Here is a 17,323-nt window from a genome sequence, read left to right as displayed (position 1 = left end):
CGCGCTTAATTGCCCTCGGCGTCGACGACGAATACGACGGGCTTGCCGCGCGACATCGGCTCCCAGCCTGCGCCCAACGCCGCCCGGATACCGCGCGAAATGGTCGGATCGTCGATCTGGAGCCGCCCGCGCGGCAACCCCTTCAGCAGGCGCTTGGGGGCGGGAAATTCGAGCATCGCTTCGCGCTGGCAGTCCTTTTCGAGCAGCGAAAGGACCATCCCCTTCCACCCGTCGTCGTCCGACCATTGCGGCTCGCTCTGGAGGCGCCAGTCATAGGTGGTGCCATCGACGTCGATGGTACCGGAAGTGCTGAGATTTTTCGACATGCCGCCGCCTTAGCAGGTCTGTCACGGCATGCCATGCGTCCGATCGCACGCCATAGCGGGGCCTGAATTACCAGCCTGCGACGGAGCCGCTATGTTCTTGGCGTGGGTGATCGTAGAAGCCGCCAAAAGCGTACCGGGGGAGCCATGACGACGAAATCGCGCTATCAGGCGCCCGCGCTCAAAAAGGGGCTCGAGATCCTCGAGCTGCTGGCCGCCGCCACCGCGCCCCTCAACATGTCGGATATCTCGACCGCGCTCGGCCGGTCGGTCAGCGAGATCTTCCGCATGCTGCAGGTGCTCGAGGAACACCGCTATATCGCGCGGGGCGATGACGGCTATCGGCTGACCAACCGGCTGTTCGCGCTCGGCATGAGCCAGCCACCGGTCCGCAACCTCGTCGGCATCGCGCTCCCGGTGATGAGCGAGGTCGCGCGGCGGACCGGGCAGAGCTGTCACATGGCGGTGGCGTCGGGTGCCGAGATGGTCGTGATCGTCGGCGTCGAGGCCCCTAGCCTGTCGGGCTTTGCCATCCGCGTGGGCTATCGCCGACCACTGCATCGCTCGGCGTCGGGACGGGTCCTGCTGGCGTTCCAGTCGGCGGATGTGCGCCAGGCCATGCTCGACGACGTGCGTGTGGCGGGCGCTGCGTTCGATGCGGCGGCGCTGGCGGCGGAGCTGGACGCGATCGCGGCGAAGGGTCTGCACACCACCCCAAGTCCGGTCCTGAATGCGATCACCGACATGTCGGTGCCCATTCTGGTGATGGGGTCCGCGCGGGCGGCGTTGACCGTGCCGTTCGTCGATGGCCCGGGCGCGCGCGTGACGCTGGACGCGTCGCAGGCTGTGCTGCGCCACGCCGCCGCGACGATCGCCGAGCAACTGTCCCCCGAAGTGCGCGACGGGCTGTATCAGCGGGTCGTCGACCATGGCGTGTCGGACGCTGGATCCGACGGCTGAACGCTGCAAGCGCGTCGCCTACTCCCTACTTACGATGGAACACCATATCATGTGGCATTGCCTTCTGCTCGACCTTCACGACGATGCCGCGCTGATCGCGGCGTATCGCGATCGCCACCGCGCGGTGCCGCCGGCCGTGCTCGCCTCGATCCGAGCGGCGGGGATCGAGGCGATGGACATCTATCAGCGCGATGACCGGCTGGTGATGATGATGCGGACCGGCCCCGATTTCGACCCCGAGGCAAAGGCCGCGGCCGACGCGTCCGATCCCGCCGTGGTCGCGTGGGAAGCGGCGATGTCGCGCCTCCAGCGTCCGTTGCCGAGCGCGCAGCCAGGCGAGAAATGGCTGCCCGCCGAACGGATCTTCGCGCTCGACGAGCAGGGCTGACCGGTCAGGTCAGCGTACGGTCGAGATGCGTGTAGCCGCCGTCGGGGATGATCCACTGTCCGGTCGTGTGCGATGACCGCGCCGACAGCAGGAACACCACGGTATCGGCGATCTCGCGATCGGTCGTCAGCCGGCGCCCGAGCGGGATGTTGCCCGCGATCTCGTCGAGCTTGGCCTGCGGATCGTCGAACGTGTCGATCCACGCGCGGTAGAGCGGCGTCATCACCTCGGCAGGGAGCACCGCGTTGACGCGGACGCCGTCGCCGACCAGCGCCGCCGCCCATTCGCGCGTCAGGCCGAGCTGGGCGGCCTTGGCGGCGACATAGCCGCTGGTCTGACCCTGCCCGGTCAGCGCGGTCTTCGACGAGATGTTGACGATGGCGCCGCGGCTGGCCTTCAGGTGCGGCAGGCAATGGTGCGCCATGCCGTAATAATGGCCGACATTGGCGACCAGCGAGGCAATGAACGCCGCTGTTCCCGCTTCCAGCCCGATCCCGTCATTGGCGCCCGCATTGTTGACCAGGCCGTGGATGCCGTGCCCCGCCGCGACGATCCGTGCGACCGCGGACGCGCAGGCGGCGTCGTCGGTCATCTCGGTACGGATGAACATCGTCGCGGGCTGAAGCGCACGGATATTCGCCTCGAACGCAGGGTCGAGCGCGCTGCGCCCGAGGATCGCGGGGATCGCGCCCTCCTCCGCGAGCAGCGTCGAGATCGCGCCGCCGATCCCGGCGCCACCGCCGGTGACGATCACCAGTTTACCGTCGAGTCCGAGCTTCATGATAGTCCATCCTCGATAGCTGATAAGCGGTAGACGCGCGCCGCCGTGCCGCCAAAGATCGCATCGCGGTGCGCCGGGCAGGCGCGCGCGACGAAGGTTTCGATCAGGTCGACCACCGCCGCATGCTCGGCGGCAAGCAGGCACACCGGCCAGTCGGATCCGAAGATCAGCCGGTCCGGTCCGAAGCAGGCGAGCAGATGGTCGAGATACCGCGCGATATCGGTCGGCGACCAGGCGGCGTGATCGGCCTCGGTCACCAGCCCCGACAGTTTGCAGGTGACGTCTGGAAAGGCGGCGATGGCTGCGATCGTCCGGGCCCATGCGCCCCATTCGCCACCCGCGATGTCGGGCTTGCCGCCATGATCGAGTATGAGCGACCCCGCCCCGGCCGCTTCGAGCAGGTCGGGAACACATGCGAGCTGTGCCGGCCCGCGGACGAGTATGTCATAGGCGAGACCACGCCCCAGGATCGTCCGCACGCCGCGCAGGACATCCTCGCGCAGCAGGTAGCGCGGATCGGGTTCGTCCTGCGCGATGTGCCGTATACCCACAAGCGACCGCGATGCGTGACGGTCGAGCCGGGCTGCGACGTCGGGCGCGGTCAGGTCGACCCAGCCAACGACACCCATGATCCAGGGAGTCGCGTCCGCGAGCGCGAGCAGCCAGTCGGTCTCCGCCGCGCTGTGGCAGGCCTGCACCGCGATGCAGCCGTCGAACGCGGCGGCCTCCAGCGCGGGCCGGACGTCGACCGGCAGCCGGTCGCGCGCAAGCGCACTGCCGGGCTGGATCCAGTCATACTCCGCCGTGCGATAGCGCCAGAAATGCTGGTGCGCATCGATCCTCTTCACCATCGGGCTTTTGCATCCCTTCACTTGCTGCTCACCTGTGACATGATTTTTTATATATGCAAACCTCTCTCAAGGCCTATGATGGCGGCAATCGCACCAGAGGCGACGAAGAGAGGATGTCATGGCACACGCTGCGAAGGGCTCGAGCCACATGGCCGACATAGCTGACACCGCGACGAGCACCGGGCGTTTCATCCGGCCGGGATTTCGGACGGGCTTCATCCTCGTCACCAGCCTGTTCTTCCTTTGGGCGCTTGCCAACAACTTCAACGACATCCTGATTCGCCAGTTCCAGAAGGCGCTCGACCTCAACCGCGCGCAGGCCGGCCTGATCCAGTTCGTCTTCTATGTCGGCTATTTCGTGATGGCGCTGCCCGCGGGGCTGGTCATGCGCCGCTTCGGATACCGCGCAGGCATATTGACCGGGCTGGCGCTGTACGCGATCGGCGCTTTGCTGTTCTGGCCCGCCGCCGAAGTCCGCGAATATGCGGCCTTTCTCGGCGCGCTGTTCGTGCTGGCGTCGGGTGCTGCTTTCCTGGAAACCGCCGCCAACCCCTATATCGTCGCGTTCGGCGATCCGGCGCGCGCCTCGCAGCGTCTGAACCTCGCCCAGGCGTTCAACGGCTTCGGCGCGGTGCTCGCCCCGACGATCGGCGGTCTGTTCATCTTCTCAGGCGTCGAGCATGACGCGGCGACGCTGACGACCATGCCGCAGGCGCAGCTGGTTGCCTATCGCGTCGCCGAGGCGCGCATGGTGCAGGTGCCGTATCTGCTGCTGGCGATCATCGTTGTGCTGGTCGGCGTCGCCATCGCACTGGTCCGCCTTCCCGCGCTCGACACCAAGACCGACAACAGCGCGCATGACGGGCTGTTTACGGTCCTGCGCGCGCCGGGGCTGTGGCGCGCGGTGGTCGCACAGTTCTTCTATGTCGGCGCACAGGTCGGCATCTGGAGCTTCTTCGTTGATTTCGTGAAGGACAGCCTGCCCGCCACGCCCGAGCGGTCGGCCGCCTATCTCCTGTCGCTCAGCCTCGTGCTGTTCATGGCGGGGCGGTTCATCGGCGCCGCGCTGATGCACAGGCTGCCGGCGACCCGGTTGCTGTTCGCGTGCGCGGTCGCCAACATCGCGCTCTGCGCGGTGGCGATGCTGTCGGGCGGCTGGATCGCGGTCGGTGCGCTAGGCCTGACCAGCTTCTTCATGTCGATCATGTTCCCGACGATCTTCGCGCTCGGCGTCCGCGATCTCGGGCCGCGCGCGACGATCGGCTCCTCGCTGATCATCATGGCGATCATCGGTGGTGCGCTCGTGCCGCCGGTGATGGGCCTGATCGCGGGCGCAGCGGGTGGCCTGCACGTCGCGATGGCATTGCCGCTGATCTGTTTCGCGGTCGTCGCACTGTTCGCGCGCGGCGCGACCGACGCCCCCCTTTCCCCTACCATGAGGACGATCCATTGAGACTGAACGGTAAACGCGCGCTGGTGACCGCTGCGGCACAGGGCATCGGCCGATCGATCGCGGAGGCGTTCGTCGCACAGGGCGCGACGGTCTACGCCGCCGACGTGAATAGCGAACTGCTCGCGACCGTCCCGGGCGTCACGCCCATCATGCTCGACGTCACCGATGCGGCGGCGGTCGCGGCGCTGCCGGCGCAGATCGGCGACATCGACATCCTCGTCAACGGCGCAGGCTATGTCCATGCAGGCGATATCCTGGCCTGCGACGAGGACGCCTTCGCCTTTTCGATGACCCTGAACGTCACGTCGATGTACCGGCTGTGCCGTGCCTTTCTGCCGGGCATGCTCGCGCAGGGCAGCGGATCGATCGTCAACCTCGCCTCGATCGCATCGAGCGTGAAGGGCATTCCCAACCGCTTCGCCTATGGCACGACCAAGGCCGCGGTGATCGGCCTGACCAAGGCGATCGCGGCGGATTATGTCCTGCGCGGCGTCCGCTGCAACGCGATCTGCCCGGGCACGATCGATTCCCCGTCGCTGCGCCAGCGCGTCGCCGAGCAGGCGAGCGCGGCCGGTATTCCGCTCGAGGAGGCGACCGCCGCCTTCGTCGCGCGCCAGCCCGTCGGCCGCCTCGGCCGCCCCGAGGAGATCGCAGCCCTCGCGTTGTACCTCGCGTCCGACGAGAGTGCATTCACCACCGGCACGACCCATGTCATCGACGGCGGCTGGGTCAACTAACCACCCCCTTCCCACGACCTAGAACCAGAGGACGTTCGCTCCATGAAACTGTTACGCTACGGCCCGATCGGCCATGAAAAGCCCGGCATGCTCGATGCCGATGGTGCGATCCGCGATCTGTCGGGGGTCGTGGGCGACATTGCCGGCGACACGCTGACGCCCGAGGGGATCGCGACGCTGGCCGCGATCGACCCGACGACGCTGCCACTCGTCGACAGCACGCCGCGCTACGGCGCCTGCGTCGGCGCGGTCGGCAAGTTCATCTGCATCGGCCTCAACTACAGCGATCACGCCGCCGAAAGCGGGATGGACGTGCCCAAGGAGCCGGTCATCTTCAACAAATGGACGAGCGCGATCTGCGGCCCCGACGACGCGGTCGAAATGCCCCGCGGCTCGACCAAGCTCGACTGGGAAGTCGAACTTGGCGTCGTGATCGGCAAGCCCGGGCGCTATATCGACGAAGCCGATGCGATGGCGCACGTCGCGGGCTATTGCGTCATCAACGACGTCAGCGAACGCGAATACCAGCTCGAGCGTGGCGGCACCTGGGACAAGGGAAAGGGTTGCGACACGTTCGGCCCGATCGGCCCGTGGCTGGTCACGGCCGACGAGGTGCCCGATCCGCAGGCGCTGCGGCTGTGGTTAGAGGTCGATGGTCACAAGTATCAGGACGGCACGACCGCGACGATGGTGTTCGGGGTGGCCGAGATCGTGTCCTATCTCAGCCGCTTCATGAGCTTCCAGTCGGGCGACGTGATCTCGACCGGCACGCCCCCCGGCGTCGGCCTCGGCCAGAAGCCGCCCAAATATCTGGCGGTGGGCAATGTCATGCGGCTCGGGATCGATGGCCTTGGCGAGCAGACCCAGCGCGTCGTGGAATCGCGCGCATGACGACGATCACCGGGCTGCGCATTCGCGACGTCCGCTTCCCGACCAGCCTTTCGCTCGACGGCTCGGACGCGATGAACCCCGACCCCGATTACTCGGCCGCCTATGTCGTGCTGGAAACCGACACGGCCGGGCTCGAAGGGCACGGCCTGACCTTCACGATCGGGCGCGGCAACGAGATTTGCGTCGCCGCGATCGGCGCACTGCGCGAGCGGGTGATCGGGCTCGACCTCGACTGGATCGCGGCGGATGCCGGGCGGTTCTGGCGCCACGTCACCAATGACAGCCAACTGCGCTGGATCGGCCCCGACAAGGGCGCGATCCACCTAGCGACCGGCGCCGTCGTCAACGCGGTGTGGGATTTGTGGGCGAAAAGCGTCGGCAAGCCGGTCTGGCAGCTGGTCGCGGACATGACGCCCGAGGAACTCGTCCGCACGATCGACTTCCGCTACATCACCGACTGCATCACGCCCGACGAGGCGCTCGCACTGCTGACCAAGCGCGCCGAGGGCAAGGCGGAGCGCATGGCCACGCTGAAGGCCGAGGGATTTCCCTGCTACACGACGTCAGCGGGCTGGCTCGGCTATTCGGACGAGAAGCTCTACCGGCTGGCGCGCGAGGCGGTCGATGCCGGGTTCGATCATATCAAGCTGAAGGTCGGGCGCGATCTCGACGACGATATCCGCCGCTTGCGGATCGCGCGCGAGGCGATCGGTCCCGATGCCAAGCTGATGATCGATGCCAACCAGATCTGGGAGGTCGATCAGGCGATCGCGTGGGTCAACGCGCTCGCCTTCGCGAACCCGTGGTTCATCGAGGAGCCGACCAGCCCCGACGACGTGCTGGGCCATGCCAAGATCCGCCGCGGGATCGGATCGGTCAAGGTCGCGACCGGTGAGATGTGCCAGAACCGCATCCTGTTCAAACAGTTCATGGACGCGGGCGCGATCGACGTCGTGCAGATCGACGCGTGCCGTCTCGGCGGCGTCAACGAAGTGCTCGCGGTCCTGCTGATGGCGGCCAAGCACGACCTGCCGGTCTGTCCGCATGCCGGTGGCGTGGGGCTGTGCGAATATGTCCAGCACCTGTCGATGATCGACTATCTGTGCTTTTCGGGCACGCGCGAGGGTCGGGTGATCGAATATGTCGATCATCTGCATGAGCATTTCGTCGATCCCTGCGTCATCCGCGACGCTGCCTATATGCCGCCGACGCGGCCGGGCTATTCGATCGAGATGAAGCCCGCATCGCTCGAACGTTATGCGGTATCGGCGGAAGTGCGATACTGATCGCGTCATGATCATCGCCTCGACGCACGACTTCCGCGAAGCCGCCCGACGGCGGCTGCCGCGCTTCCTGTTCGATTATGCGGATGGCGGCGCCTATGCGGAGCAGACGCTGCGGCGCAATGTCGACGACCTTGCCGACATTGCGCTGCGCCAGCGCGTGCTGCGCGATGTCGCCGACATCGATCTGACGACGTCGCTGTTCGGGCGGACGATGGCGCTGCCCGTCGCGCTGGGTCCTGTCGGGATCAGTGGCATGTATCATCGGCGCGGCGAGACGCAGGCCGCCCGCGCTGCGACCACCGCGAGCGTGCCCTTCTGCCTGTCGACGGTCTCGATCTGTCCCTTGTCGGAGGTCAAGCAGGCGAGCGGCACGGGCGCGCTGTGGTTCCAGCTCTACGTGATCCGCGACCGGGCGTTCATGCGCGACCTGATCGCCACGGCGAAACAGATCGGTGCGGAAGCACTCGTCTTCACCGTCGACATGCCGGTCCCGGGCGCGCGGTACCGCGACGCGCATTCCGGCATGTCCGGCGCGGGCGCCCCCTTGAAGCGCGTCCTGCAGGCGATGGGCCGGCCCGGCTGGGCGTGGGACGTCGGGCTGCGCGGGCGGCCGCACAAGCTCGGCAATCTCGAACCCGTGCTCGGCAGCAATAGCGGGCTCAACGACTATATGGGCTGGCTCGGCGCGAACTTCGATCCGTCGATCGGCTGGGCCGATCTCGAATGGATCCGCTCGGCCTGGGATGGACCGCTGATTATCAAGGGAATCCTCGACGTCGAGGATGCGCGCGAGGCGGTGAAGATCGGCGCGGACGGCATTATCGTCTCGAACCATGGCGGCCGGCAGCTCGACGGCGTGCTGTCGACCGCACGCGCACTGCCGGCGATCGCGGATGCGGTCCGCGGCCAGGTCACGGTGCTGGCGGACTCCGGCGTGAGGTCAGGCCTCGACGTGGTGCGGATGCTGGCACTGGGCGCGGAGGGCGTGCTGCTCGGCCGCGCCTGGGTTTATGCACTGGCCGCTCGGGGCGAGGCCGGGGTCGACCTGCTCTTGACGCTGATCGAACGCGAGATGCGCGTCGCGATGGCGCTGACGGGCGTCCGCCGGATCGCCGATATCGATCGGACCATCCTGGCCTAGGAGCGCGGACGACCGCGTTACCCAAGCCACGCGTTACGCGGACCGCGCCGCCTGCCAGGCTGCGACGAGTGCGCGGGCGCGCGTGCCGACGGTGGCGGCGGTGTCGCCAGGCTTGTAGAGCGCGCCACCGACGCCGATCCCCTCGGCCCCAGCCGCCAGCCAATCGGCCAGATTGTCCGCCCCGGTGCCGCCGACTGCCCAGACACGGACGGTCTTCGGCAGGATCTCGCGCACAGCCTTGAGATAAGCGGGCCCGAACGCGACCGCGGGGAACAGCTTCAGGCGTCGTGCACCCGCGGCGATCGCCTGGAACGCCTCGGTCGGCGTGGCGAACCCGGGCATGGGCTCGAGCCCGAGTTCGACGCCGCGGGCGATGACGGCGGGGTTCGTGTTGGGCGTCACCATGATCGTACCGCCGGTCGCAGCCAGCGCCTCGACCGAAGCGATGTCGAGCACCGTCCCCCCACCGATCGCGGCCCGATCGCCGAACGCCTGCTGCAGTATGCGGATGCTCGTCGCCGGGTCTGGCGAGTTGAACGGTACCTCGATCAGGCGGATACCGGCCTCGACCAGCGCCTCGCCGATCGCCAGCACCTCGTCGGGTGCGACGCCGCGCAGGATGGCGACGATGGGCGCAGTGCCCGATGCGAGCAGATCATCGACGGTCATGGTGTCTCCAGCAAGGCAAGGCCGGCAAGCGCACAGGCTTCGCCGGTATGAACGGTAGCGCCAAGGCCGCGTGCCGCGAGCGCCCGGTTGTAGCGGTCGGCGAGCGCCGGATCACCGATCAGCGTGATGGTGCCGGTGGCCGCGGGCAGGATCTCGGCGATCTCGGCACCAATGACCAGCCCGGACAGGAACCCCAGCGCCCAGCGGCCGCTGGCGCCCGTGCGCAGTTGCGCTGCCCGCGTCTCGAACAGCGCGCCGAGCAGATGCCCGCCCTCCGAGATGCGATCGAGGCCCGCGTCGAAACCGACGGCGTCATCCTCGGGCGCGCCATCATCCGCCGCCGCACGCGTCAACGTCGAATGCCGCCGCAGCAGCGCGAACAGCTCGCCCGTCACGAACGTCTGGAACCCGGTCACCCGGCCGTCCTCGACACTCGCCCATTTGCTGTGCGTACCGGGTAGCGCGATCAGATGACGCCCGGATGCAAGCTCGGGCACAAGCGCCATCGCACCGAAGATCTGCGTTTCCTCGCCGCGCATCACATCGGGTGCGCCCGACCCGCGCGTGCAGGCAAGCCCCGCGCCGATCGTGACGGGGATCCGGTCGACCATCGCGCGCGCCGATCCTGCCGTCCAGATTGCCGGATCGGCAGGACAGTCGACATAGGGAATCTCGACCCAGCCGTTGCGCGATCCGACCATGCCGCAGAGCTGGATCACGCGCGGCTCCGATGTTTCGCGCCAGCCTGCGAGCGCGCCGCGCAACACCTGTTCGGGTGTCTGGTCGCCAAGGTCCCCGATACCGGGCCCCGCCGCGCGATCGACGACCGCACCGTCCTCGATCCGGTAGAGCCGCAGGTTGCTCGTGCCCCAGTCGCCAGCGACGGTATAGCTCATCGACCGCGCCTGAGGTGGCTGAGGGCGAATGGCGAACCCGTTGCGATCACCCGATCGGGCGAAATCAAACGCTTTTCCAGAACCGGGCTCCCGTTCGCAGCCGACGCTGATCCGCGCGACGCCTATTACTAATCCTATAATTATGTGCGACGAAGAAGCAATTGCCTCGCTGTTCTCGCAATGGACCGGCCTGGCCCACGTTCAATTCGGCCTGACGTACCTGATCTGCAACGAGAATGACCGACAGGGGAGGAAGACATGGGCAAGCTATTGCTGGCCGCGCTCGCGGCGACGACGAGTGTGCTAGGCGTCGGCACCGCCGATGCCCGCCCGCGCTGGACCGAGGCGCAGGCCAGGGCCTGGTACGCGAGGCAGCCCTGGCTGGTGGGCGCGAACTACACCCCCGCCTCCGCGATCAACCAGCTCGAAATGTGGCAGGCGACGACCTGGGATCCCAAGCGGATCGATCACGAGCTGGGCCTCGCCCAAGGGATCGGGATGAACACGATGCGCGTGTTCCTCCACGACCAGCTCTGGGTCCAGGATCCCGAAGGCTTCAAGCGCCGCATCGACGCGTTCCTGACGATCGCGCACGCGCACGGCATCCGCCCGCTGTTCGTGCTGTTCGACAGCTGCTGGGATCCCGATCCGAAGCTCGGGCCCCAGCATCCGCCGATCCCCGGCGTCCACAATTCGGGCTGGGTGCAGGGTCCGGGCCTGCCGGGATTGCGCGACCGGAGCCGCTACCCCGCGTACAAGGCTTATGTGCAGGGGATCGTCGGGGCGTTCGCCAAAGACGATCGCATCCTTGGCTGGGACGTCTGGAACGAACCCGACAATGGCGCCGACCAGTATAGGGACCAGGACGGCAAGGAGCCGCTCGTCCGCGCGCTTCTCGCGCAGGCGTTCGACTGGGCGCGTAACGCCGACCCGTCACAGCCGCTGACGTCGGGCGTGTGGCAGCATGACGACTGGACCCCGACCGGTGGCAAGCTGTCGCCGATGGAGACGCTCCAGCTGGGCCAGTCCGACGTCATCAGCTTCCACGATTACAGCTGGCCCGAGACGTTCGAGGCGCGCGTGCGCCAGTTGCTGCCGTACAACCGGCCGATCCTGTGCACCGAATATATGGCGCGCGGCAACGGATCGACGTTCGACGGCTCGCTGCCGATCGCCAAACGCTACAATGTCGCGATGATGAACTGGGGGTTCGTCGATGGAAAGACGCAGACGCGACTGCCCTGGGACAGCTGGAAGAAGCCCTATGTGATGGAGGAGCCGACGATCTGGTTCCACGAGGTCTTCCGCACCGACGGCACACCGTATCGCAAGGCGGAGACCGACCTGATCCGCCGGCTGAGCGCGGCACCAAAGACCGTGGTTCCCGGCGCATACCGGCGCTGACGCCGATCGGGTCTCAGGGCAGTAACGACGCCGCGCGACCCCAGTCGTTCGGCGTACGACCCAGATCGAGCTCGAGCGTCCCGCCCTGCTGGATCGCGGCCTGCGACACGAACGGCGTGTCGAGCGGTTGCCCGTTGAGCCGCGCCGCGCGGATGTAGCGCGTCCCCGCTCCCTGCCCGCGCGCGACGATCGTGAAGGTTCGCCCGCTCGCGAGCGTGATCCGGCTCCGCGGCTGGTGCGGCGCGTGGAGATAATAGAGGTCGCTGCCGAGCTTCGGGAACAGACCGAGGCGGTTGAACACATAATGCGAACTCATCGCGCCGCTGTCCTCGTCGCCGGGATAGGCGTTCGCGGTAAACCGACGGAAGACGATATCGGCATATTTGCTCGCCAGATCGGGCCGGCCGACCTCGCTGAACAGCCAGGGCGTCGAGAAGGACGGCTCGTTGGTGAAGTCGATCAGCCCCGCATCGAACGCATGCTGCAACCGGCGCGTGAACGCCGCGCGCCCACCCATGATCGCGACCATGCCCGGAACGTCGTGGACCGCAGCATAGGAGTAGATCCAGCCGGTCCCCTCGTAAAAGCCGAAATTGGCGTGCGTCTTGCCGTCCCAGCCGCGCTTGGGGTCGTTCGGCTGGAACCGCCCGTCGGCAAAGCGTGGCCCCACGAACCCGGTATAGCCGTCGCTCGCCGCGCGCGGATCCCAGACGTTGCGCCAGTTGCCCGCACGCGTCCTGAGCAGCGCTGCCTCGGCCGCATGCCCCGTGCCTGCCGCGACCTTCGCCGCGTAATAATCGTTGAGCGCCATACCCAACGTCGCCGACCCCGAGCGCGATCGCTGCGGCGTCCCCTCGGGGCTGCGATCGTCGACCGCGAAATAGCCGTCGACCAGATAGCGCGGCCGGCGCCGTTCGAACGCGTTGAACAGGACGACGTTCGCCGCCTTCTGCCAGTCGACGCCGGGGACACCGCGCAGGAACCCCTCGCCGATCACATTGTCGACCTCGTCGCCCGCCTGGCCGACATGGAAGTTGCGCCCGGCGATGAACGCGGTATCCGCCGCGCCATAGCGTTCCCACGTCCGCACGAACGATCCGATCACCCCGGCATAGGCCTTGGGCCGGATCAGCGACATCAGCGGATAGAGCGTGTGATACGTGTCCCAGAGCGTATAATGATCGTCATAGAGCGGCGACGCGCGCTCGCTGTCGGCCTGATCCTGCGTCCGGTCGCGTGGCTGGATGACGCTGTGGTAAAGCGCGGTGTAGAAGCGCCGCCGGTCCGCCGCGCCGACCCCGTCGATCGTGATCCGTCCCAGCGCGTCGTTCCACGCCTTTCCCGCCGCGCTGCGGACGGCGGCCATATCCCAGCCGGGCAGATCCTGTGCGAGCAGCGCTTCGGCGCGCGCCGCGCTGGCGAAGGAGACCGCGATCTTCATCGTGACGGGCCCGCGACCCGCGCTGCCGAACGTCCACCAGGCGCGCAGCGGCTGGTCGGCGGGGGCGCTTGCGCGGGTCGCGCCGGGTGCGCGGACGTTCGCACGTTCGATTCCCCATGCGGTCGGCTTTGCATCGACCCTGGCGACGAACCAGATGTCGACTTCCGCGGGCGACCAGTAATGCCGGGTGCGGACGCGACCGACGATCTTGCCCTGCTCGGGAAACAGCGTCACCTCGGATCCCGCAGTGCCGAGCTCGCCCATGATCTTGCGCGTCACGTCGAACAGCAGATGCGCGTCGCCGCTGTTCGGAAAGGTGAAGCGGTACAGCGCGGCGTGATGCGCGGCCGCGATCTCGACATCGGTGCCATAGCGCGCGAGCGTCACGCGGTAGCTGTCCGCCCGCGCGCGCTCGTCGCGCTTGGGCGAGAGATGCTCCGCCTCGCGCGTCGCGAGCGGCCCCGTCTGCGGCGAGACGAGGAACGTGCCATAACTCGGCACCCCGCCCGACCCCTGCGTATGCAGTTGCGCGAACCCGCTCAGCGGCGCGGCGCGGTCATAGCCCGCATTGCTGGTCGCCGCGGTGATCGTGTTCGGGCTGGGGTGGATCGAGCCTGCGGGCAGCGTCGGCCCCGGGATCGTGTCGCCCTGATCATCGTCCCCGGTACCGATCAGGGGATCGACATAGTCGCTGAGCGGCAGCGGATCGCGACCCGGCCCCGCTTCCGCTGGTGCGGCCGCCGCGAGCGCCAGGCCGACCCCGATGACATGCAGCACCGTGCAGGCCGCCGCGCCGCGCCCCGCCGTCATCGCTTCGCCGGAGTCGCACGCGCCTCCGCGGTCAGCACGAGTTCGGCCGCGAGCAGCGCGCCCTCCTGATCCTGCGCCACCGACGTGCGTTCGACCAGGTCGGTCACGAACTGCGGCCCGAACGGCAGCGGCACCTTCGAACAATCGAGATAGCGCGTCCCCTTCTTGTCCGCGATCAGCAGGTGGTTGCCGCCCGGGCGTCCCGCGATGTCCACATATTTGCGCAGCTCGATATAGCCCTCGGTGCCGAGGATGAAGAGGCGGCCGTCGCCCCAGGTCGACAGGCCGTCGGGCGTAAACCAGTCGACGCGGACATAGCCCGCCCCGCCATCACCGCTCAGCATCATGTCGCCGAAATCCTCGAACTTGGGATGCGCGGGATTGCCGAAATTGCCCGTCTGCGACGCGAGCACCTGCGCGCGCTTGGTGCCCGTCAGATAGACGAACTGGTCCGCCTGGTGGCTGCCGACATCGGTCAGGATGCCGCCGTTGCGCGCCGGGTCCCAGAACCAGTCGGGGCGGCTCGGCGCGGACAGGCGGTGCGGCGCGAGGTTGATCGTCTGGATCACGCGCCCGATCGCACCGTCATGGACGAGCTGCCCCGCCATCACCGCGGCGGGCACCTCGAGCCGCTCGGAATACATGATCGCGAACTTGCGTCCCGTCTCACGGATCGCGCGGCGGACATCGGCGAGTTGCTTCAGCGTCACGACCGCGGCCTTGTCGCTCAGATAATCCTTGCCCGCGCGCATCACGCGGATGCCCAGCGGCGCGCGCAGTACGGGGATCGCCGCGCTGCACACCAGCTTTATCGCGCGGTCGTCGAGGATCTCCTGCTCGGACCGCGCCAGCTTGATGTCGCCATAGCGCTTGCGGAACATTACGATCTGCTTGGGATCGGTTGCGTAGAAGGCGGTCAGGACGCCGCCGCCGCGGATCACCGCGTCGGTGATGCCATAGATATGGTTGTGGTCCATCCCGATGACCGCGAACGGCACGCGGTATTTGGCTTCGGGCGCGGGCCTGGCCACCGCCCCCTCGGTCGGCGCATCGCCGCGCGTGGCGGATTGCGCGAACGCGTCGGCGGCGAAGCCCGCGGCCAGTCCTGCGGTCAGTCCGAGCCCGAGAAGTCCCCGGCGGTTGGTGTCGCTCACAGCTCTATCCCCTTTCAGATCGCGACCAGGTTCGTCGGCCAGGTCATTGCTTGGTTGCGGTCCATCGCCTGCTCGCCGAGCAGCGACGCGACGCTCGCATGATAGGCCTGCCGCAACAGGCCGGGCAGCGGCTTGCCCGCGCGCACCGCCTCGCCAAAGCCCTCGAACTGCAGCATCGTCTCGTCATATTCGCCCCAGCCGAGCGACTCGCCGGGTGTCGTCACGGGCAGTTCGGGGAACCAGGTCGCGCCGCCGATCGGCACGGTGCGCTTGTGCCCGCGCGCGACGTCCTTGTGCATCCGTTGCAACGCCAGCACCTTGGCGGGCACTTCCTGATAGATGCGTCCCAGCTCCGGCTCGATCGTCCCCTTGCTGCCCTGGATCTGCTCCTCGCAGCCATAGCGCGCATTGTTGAGCAGCGAGGTGTAGATCAGCTTCCGCCCGCCGCTATATTCGTAGATCAGCGCGACATGGTCATAGACCTCGCGGCCGTCCTTCCAGAAACAGATGCTGCCCGACCCGATCACCCGCGTCGGCACCGCGTCGAGAAACCAGTTACCGACCTGAAGCTGATGCGTCGCGAGCTCGGTCATCAGCCCTGCCGACCGGTCGCGGTACACCCGCCAGTTGATCTGCCGGTCGTTCGCATCGGCAGGCACCGCGCGGCGCCAGGCATTGTTGCGGTGCCAGCTCGCGCGGATCTGTGTCAGCGTGCCGATCTCGCCCGCGCGCGCGCGCTTCAGTGCGTTGAGGTAGGTCGGGTGGAACATCCGCTGATGCCCGATCTGAAGGATCTTGCCCGCCGCCTTGGCGTGCGTGATCATCGCGCCGCAATCGGCGATCGTCCGCGCCATCGCCTTTTCGCACCAGACGTGCAGCCCGGCGTCGAACGCGTCGAAGCAGAGCTTCGCATGCGTGTCGAGCGGCGTCGCGATGACCACCGCGTCGATCCCGCGCGCATCGAGCATCGCGCGGTGATCGGCAAAGCGCCGCGCGGTCGGCGCCCATTGCTGCGCCTTGACGAGGTTCGGCGCATAGCTGTCGCAGATCGCGACGACCGTGCAGTTGCGCGACTTGGCGATGTTCTGGATCAGCGCGCGGCCGCGGTCGCCCGTGCCGATCACGCCAAGCCGCACCGGGTTCGACTTGACCGGCTCGGCGCCCGCCGCCGCGGAGGCCGCGGACACCGCCCAGGGTGCGGCCGTCGCCATCCCCGCGCCCGCCGTCGCCGTCAGCACGCGATCGATGAACGATCGTCGTGAAAGGTTGAAATCCTTGTCGGTCATGCCGCTTGCATCCTTGCTGTGTCGTCGGTCCGCGCCGCGGCCTTGGAAAGATCGTACAGGAACCGCCGCGCCGGCGCCGCGTCGAGCAGGCGTCGCGCGCGCGCCGCATCGGCGACGAGCAGCGCGGTGCTCATCGCCTCCGCAGCGCCGCCGTGGCGATCGATCGCCACGGTACAGCGCGCCGCGGTCACGATCCCGCCATCGGTGGGGCGGATCATAGCCGCGCGCTCGGGGGCCTGCGTGCCCGCGCCAACCGTCGTCGAGATCGACAGCGCCTCGTCGACCAGCTCGACCTCGACCAGTACCGCGTCGGTGCACGACGGATTGGGAATCGCGAACGGCCACCCGCCGCCCAGCGGATGCTCCCCGATCACCGCGATCGAGCTTTCACCCGCGGACAGGCACGCGCAGACGACCCCCGCATCGCGCAGCGCGGCGCTCGCGCGGTCGAGTGCGAAGCCCTTGCCGAAGCCGCCGAAATCGAGCGCGAGCGGCCGGGTCGCGGCGATCCTTGCGGTGCTGCGGTCGAACACGAGATCGCCCCAGACCGCCCCGGCGAACCGCCGATCGGCGGCCGGATCGAACAGGCCCAGGGTCAGCACATGCGCCTCGTCGATCGCGACCAGCGCGTCGATCAATACCGGATCGTCGATCACGACGCCGTGCCCGGCGAGCAGTTCGTCGTTGAGCACGGTCGTCGGCGACGGCCGGTGGATCGTCAGCGCGTCGTCGACGCTTTCGATCGCACGACGTGCCGCGACCATCGCAGCCTCAGACCCTGCACCGAAGACGTGAAGCTCGATCCGCGTCCCCATCGCGACGAAGCGCTCGACCCGCGCGGCGATACCCACG

Annotated in this window: 17 protein-coding genes; 8 read left to right on the top strand and 9 right to left on the bottom strand. The window is 67.8% G+C overall.

Annotated features, from left to right (window positions below; genetic code table 11):
• Window positions 1-5: 5 nt before the first annotated feature.
• Complete coding sequence (locus IFS44_RS00340) at window positions 6-326, bottom strand: hypothetical protein (protein WP_192097063.1); 321 nt, start codon at window positions 324-326, stop codon at window positions 6-8.
• Between the two features lie 144 nt (window positions 327-470).
• Between IFS44_RS00340 and IFS44_RS00335 the strand changes: the two genes are divergently transcribed.
• Together IFS44_RS00335 and IFS44_RS00330 are read left to right on the top strand one after the other, a co-directional pair.
• Window positions 471-1,283, top strand: coding sequence for an IclR family transcriptional regulator (locus IFS44_RS00335; protein ID WP_192097062.1), 813 nt, complete (start codon window positions 471-473; stop codon window positions 1,281-1,283).
• Window positions 1,284-1,317: 34 nt separating this feature from the next.
• Window positions 1,318-1,671, top strand: coding sequence for an L-rhamnose mutarotase (locus IFS44_RS00330; protein WP_416374986.1), 354 nt, complete (start codon window positions 1,318-1,320; stop codon window positions 1,669-1,671).
• A gap of 4 nt (window positions 1,672-1,675) precedes the next feature.
• On the opposite strand, the gene IFS44_RS00325 is transcribed toward IFS44_RS00330, so the two are convergent.
• Together IFS44_RS00325 and IFS44_RS00320 are read right to left on the bottom strand one after the other, a co-directional pair.
• Window positions 1,676-2,452, bottom strand: coding sequence for an SDR family oxidoreductase (locus IFS44_RS00325; protein ID WP_192097061.1), 777 nt, complete (start codon window positions 2,450-2,452; stop codon window positions 1,676-1,678).
• Window positions 2,449-3,303, bottom strand: coding sequence for an amidohydrolase family protein (locus IFS44_RS00320; RefSeq protein WP_192097060.1), 855 nt, complete (start codon window positions 3,301-3,303; stop codon window positions 2,449-2,451). Before IFS44_RS00320 ends, IFS44_RS00325 begins: the two co-directional genes overlap by 4 nt.
• A 148-nt stretch (window positions 3,304-3,451) precedes the next feature.
• On the opposite strand from IFS44_RS00320, the gene fucP reads away from it, so the two are divergent.
• Genes fucP through lldD form a run of 5 tightly spaced genes read left to right on the top strand, consistent with a single transcriptional unit; the run spans window position 3,452 to window position 8,811 of the window.
• A complete protein-coding gene (fucP, locus tag IFS44_RS00315; protein ID WP_192097480.1) occupies window positions 3,452-4,756 on the top strand; it encodes an L-fucose:H+ symporter permease in 1,305 nt (434 codons plus the stop codon).
• Window positions 4,753-5,493 carry an SDR family oxidoreductase gene (locus IFS44_RS00310; protein ID WP_192097059.1) on the top strand — a complete coding sequence of 247 codons (741 nt, stop codon included), beginning with the start codon at window positions 4,753-4,755 and terminating at the stop codon, window positions 5,491-5,493. The genes fucP and IFS44_RS00310 overlap by 4 nt, the downstream gene beginning before the upstream one ends.
• 42 nt (window positions 5,494-5,535) lie before the next feature.
• Window positions 5,536-6,384, top strand: a complete 849-nt coding sequence (locus IFS44_RS00305) for a fumarylacetoacetate hydrolase family protein (RefSeq protein ID WP_192097058.1) — start codon at window positions 5,536-5,538, stop codon at window positions 6,382-6,384.
• Window positions 6,381-7,670 (top strand): L-fuconate dehydratase, encoded by a 1,290-nt coding sequence (locus IFS44_RS00300; protein WP_192097057.1) that lies wholly within the window; start codon window positions 6,381-6,383, stop codon window positions 7,668-7,670. The genes IFS44_RS00305 and IFS44_RS00300 overlap by 4 nt, the downstream gene beginning before the upstream one ends.
• A 7-nt stretch (window positions 7,671-7,677) precedes the next feature.
• Window positions 7,678-8,811, top strand: coding sequence for an FMN-dependent L-lactate dehydrogenase LldD (gene lldD, locus IFS44_RS00295; RefSeq protein WP_192097056.1), 1,134 nt, complete (start codon window positions 7,678-7,680; stop codon window positions 8,809-8,811).
• Window positions 8,812-8,844: 33 nt separating this feature from the next.
• On the opposite strand, the gene IFS44_RS00290 is transcribed toward lldD, so the two are convergent.
• Entirely contained in the window at window positions 8,845-9,480 is a 636-nt protein-coding gene (locus tag IFS44_RS00290) for a 2-dehydro-3-deoxy-6-phosphogalactonate aldolase (RefSeq protein WP_192097055.1), read from the bottom strand.
• Window positions 9,477-10,376 (bottom strand): 2-dehydro-3-deoxygalactonokinase, encoded by a 900-nt coding sequence (locus tag IFS44_RS00285; RefSeq protein WP_192097054.1) that lies wholly within the window; start codon window positions 10,374-10,376, stop codon window positions 9,477-9,479. The genes IFS44_RS00290 and IFS44_RS00285 overlap by 4 nt, the downstream gene beginning before the upstream one ends.
• A gap of 258 nt (window positions 10,377-10,634) precedes the next feature.
• Here IFS44_RS00285 and IFS44_RS00280 point away from each other — a divergent pair, with 258 nt between their 5' ends.
• Window positions 10,635-11,780 (top strand): cellulase family glycosylhydrolase, encoded by a 1,146-nt coding sequence (locus IFS44_RS00280; protein WP_192097053.1) that lies wholly within the window; start codon window positions 10,635-10,637, stop codon window positions 11,778-11,780.
• Window positions 11,781-11,793: 13 nt separating this feature from the next.
• On the opposite strand, the gene IFS44_RS00275 is transcribed toward IFS44_RS00280, so the two are convergent.
• From IFS44_RS00275 to IFS44_RS00260, 4 genes are read right to left on the bottom strand one after another with little or no spacing between them, the layout of a single operon-like run.
• Entirely contained in the window at window positions 11,794-14,031 is a 2,238-nt protein-coding gene (locus IFS44_RS00275) for a GH92 family glycosyl hydrolase (protein ID WP_192097052.1), read from the bottom strand.
• Window positions 14,028-15,185, bottom strand: coding sequence for a Gfo/Idh/MocA family protein (locus tag IFS44_RS00270; RefSeq protein WP_192097051.1), 1,158 nt, complete (start codon window positions 15,183-15,185; stop codon window positions 14,028-14,030). Before IFS44_RS00270 ends, IFS44_RS00275 begins: the two co-directional genes overlap by 4 nt.
• 14 nt (window positions 15,186-15,199) lie before the next feature.
• Window positions 15,200-16,471: a Gfo/Idh/MocA family protein gene (locus tag IFS44_RS00265; RefSeq protein ID WP_192097050.1), complete on the bottom strand. Its 1,272-nt coding sequence runs from the start codon at window positions 16,469-16,471 to the stop codon at window positions 15,200-15,202.
• A complete protein-coding gene (locus IFS44_RS00260) occupies window positions 16,468-17,322 on the bottom strand; it encodes an FAD:protein FMN transferase (RefSeq protein WP_342366294.1) in 855 nt (284 codons plus the stop codon). The genes IFS44_RS00265 and IFS44_RS00260 overlap by 4 nt, the downstream gene beginning before the upstream one ends.
• Between the last annotated feature and the right edge of the window lies 1 nt (window position 17,323).

The organism is Sphingomonas sp. CFBP 13706, assembly GCF_014842355.1.
Classification (GTDB): Bacteria; Pseudomonadota; Alphaproteobacteria; order Sphingomonadales; family Sphingomonadaceae; genus Sphingomonas; species Sphingomonas aerolata.
The sequence above is the reverse complement of the archived record's forward strand: the minus strand, read 5'-3'. Positions and strand labels throughout refer to the sequence as shown.

Bases quoted from the DNA above. Each gene is read 5' to 3' on its own strand.
- IFS44_RS00290 (WP_192097055.1), bottom strand. From the start codon at position 9,480: ATGACCGTCGATGATCTGCTCGCATCGGGCACTGCGCCCATCGTCGCC.
- lldD (WP_192097056.1), top strand. From the start codon at position 7,678: ATGATCATCGCCTCGACGCACGACTTCCGCGAAGCCGCCCGACGGCGG.
- IFS44_RS00300 (WP_192097057.1), top strand. From the start codon at position 6,381: ATGACGACGATCACCGGGCTGCGCATTCGCGACGTCCGCTTCCCGACC.
- IFS44_RS00340 (WP_192097063.1), bottom strand. From the start codon at position 326: ATGTCGAAAAATCTCAGCACTTCCGGTACCATCGACGTCGATGGCACC.
- IFS44_RS00265 (WP_192097050.1), bottom strand. From the start codon at position 16,471: ATGACCGACAAGGATTTCAACCTTTCACGACGATCGTTCATCGATCGC.
- IFS44_RS00325 (WP_192097061.1), bottom strand. From the start codon at position 2,452: ATGAAGCTCGGACTCGACGGTAAACTGGTGATCGTCACCGGCGGTGGC.
- IFS44_RS00280 (WP_192097053.1), top strand. From the start codon at position 10,635: ATGGGCAAGCTATTGCTGGCCGCGCTCGCGGCGACGACGAGTGTGCTA.
- IFS44_RS00285 (WP_192097054.1), bottom strand. From the start codon at position 10,376: ATGAGCTATACCGTCGCTGGCGACTGGGGCACGAGCAACCTGCGGCTC.
- IFS44_RS00305 (WP_192097058.1), top strand. From the start codon at position 5,536: ATGAAACTGTTACGCTACGGCCCGATCGGCCATGAAAAGCCCGGCATG.
- IFS44_RS00335 (WP_192097062.1), top strand. From the start codon at position 471: ATGACGACGAAATCGCGCTATCAGGCGCCCGCGCTCAAAAAGGGGCTC.
- IFS44_RS00320 (WP_192097060.1), bottom strand. From the start codon at position 3,303: ATGGTGAAGAGGATCGATGCGCACCAGCATTTCTGGCGCTATCGCACG.
- IFS44_RS00275 (WP_192097052.1), bottom strand. From the start codon at position 14,031: ATGACGGCGGGGCGCGGCGCGGCGGCCTGCACGGTGCTGCATGTCATC.
- fucP (WP_192097480.1), top strand. From the start codon at position 3,452: ATGGCCGACATAGCTGACACCGCGACGAGCACCGGGCGTTTCATCCGG.
- IFS44_RS00330 (WP_416374986.1), top strand. From the start codon at position 1,318: ATGGAACACCATATCATGTGGCATTGCCTTCTGCTCGACCTTCACGAC.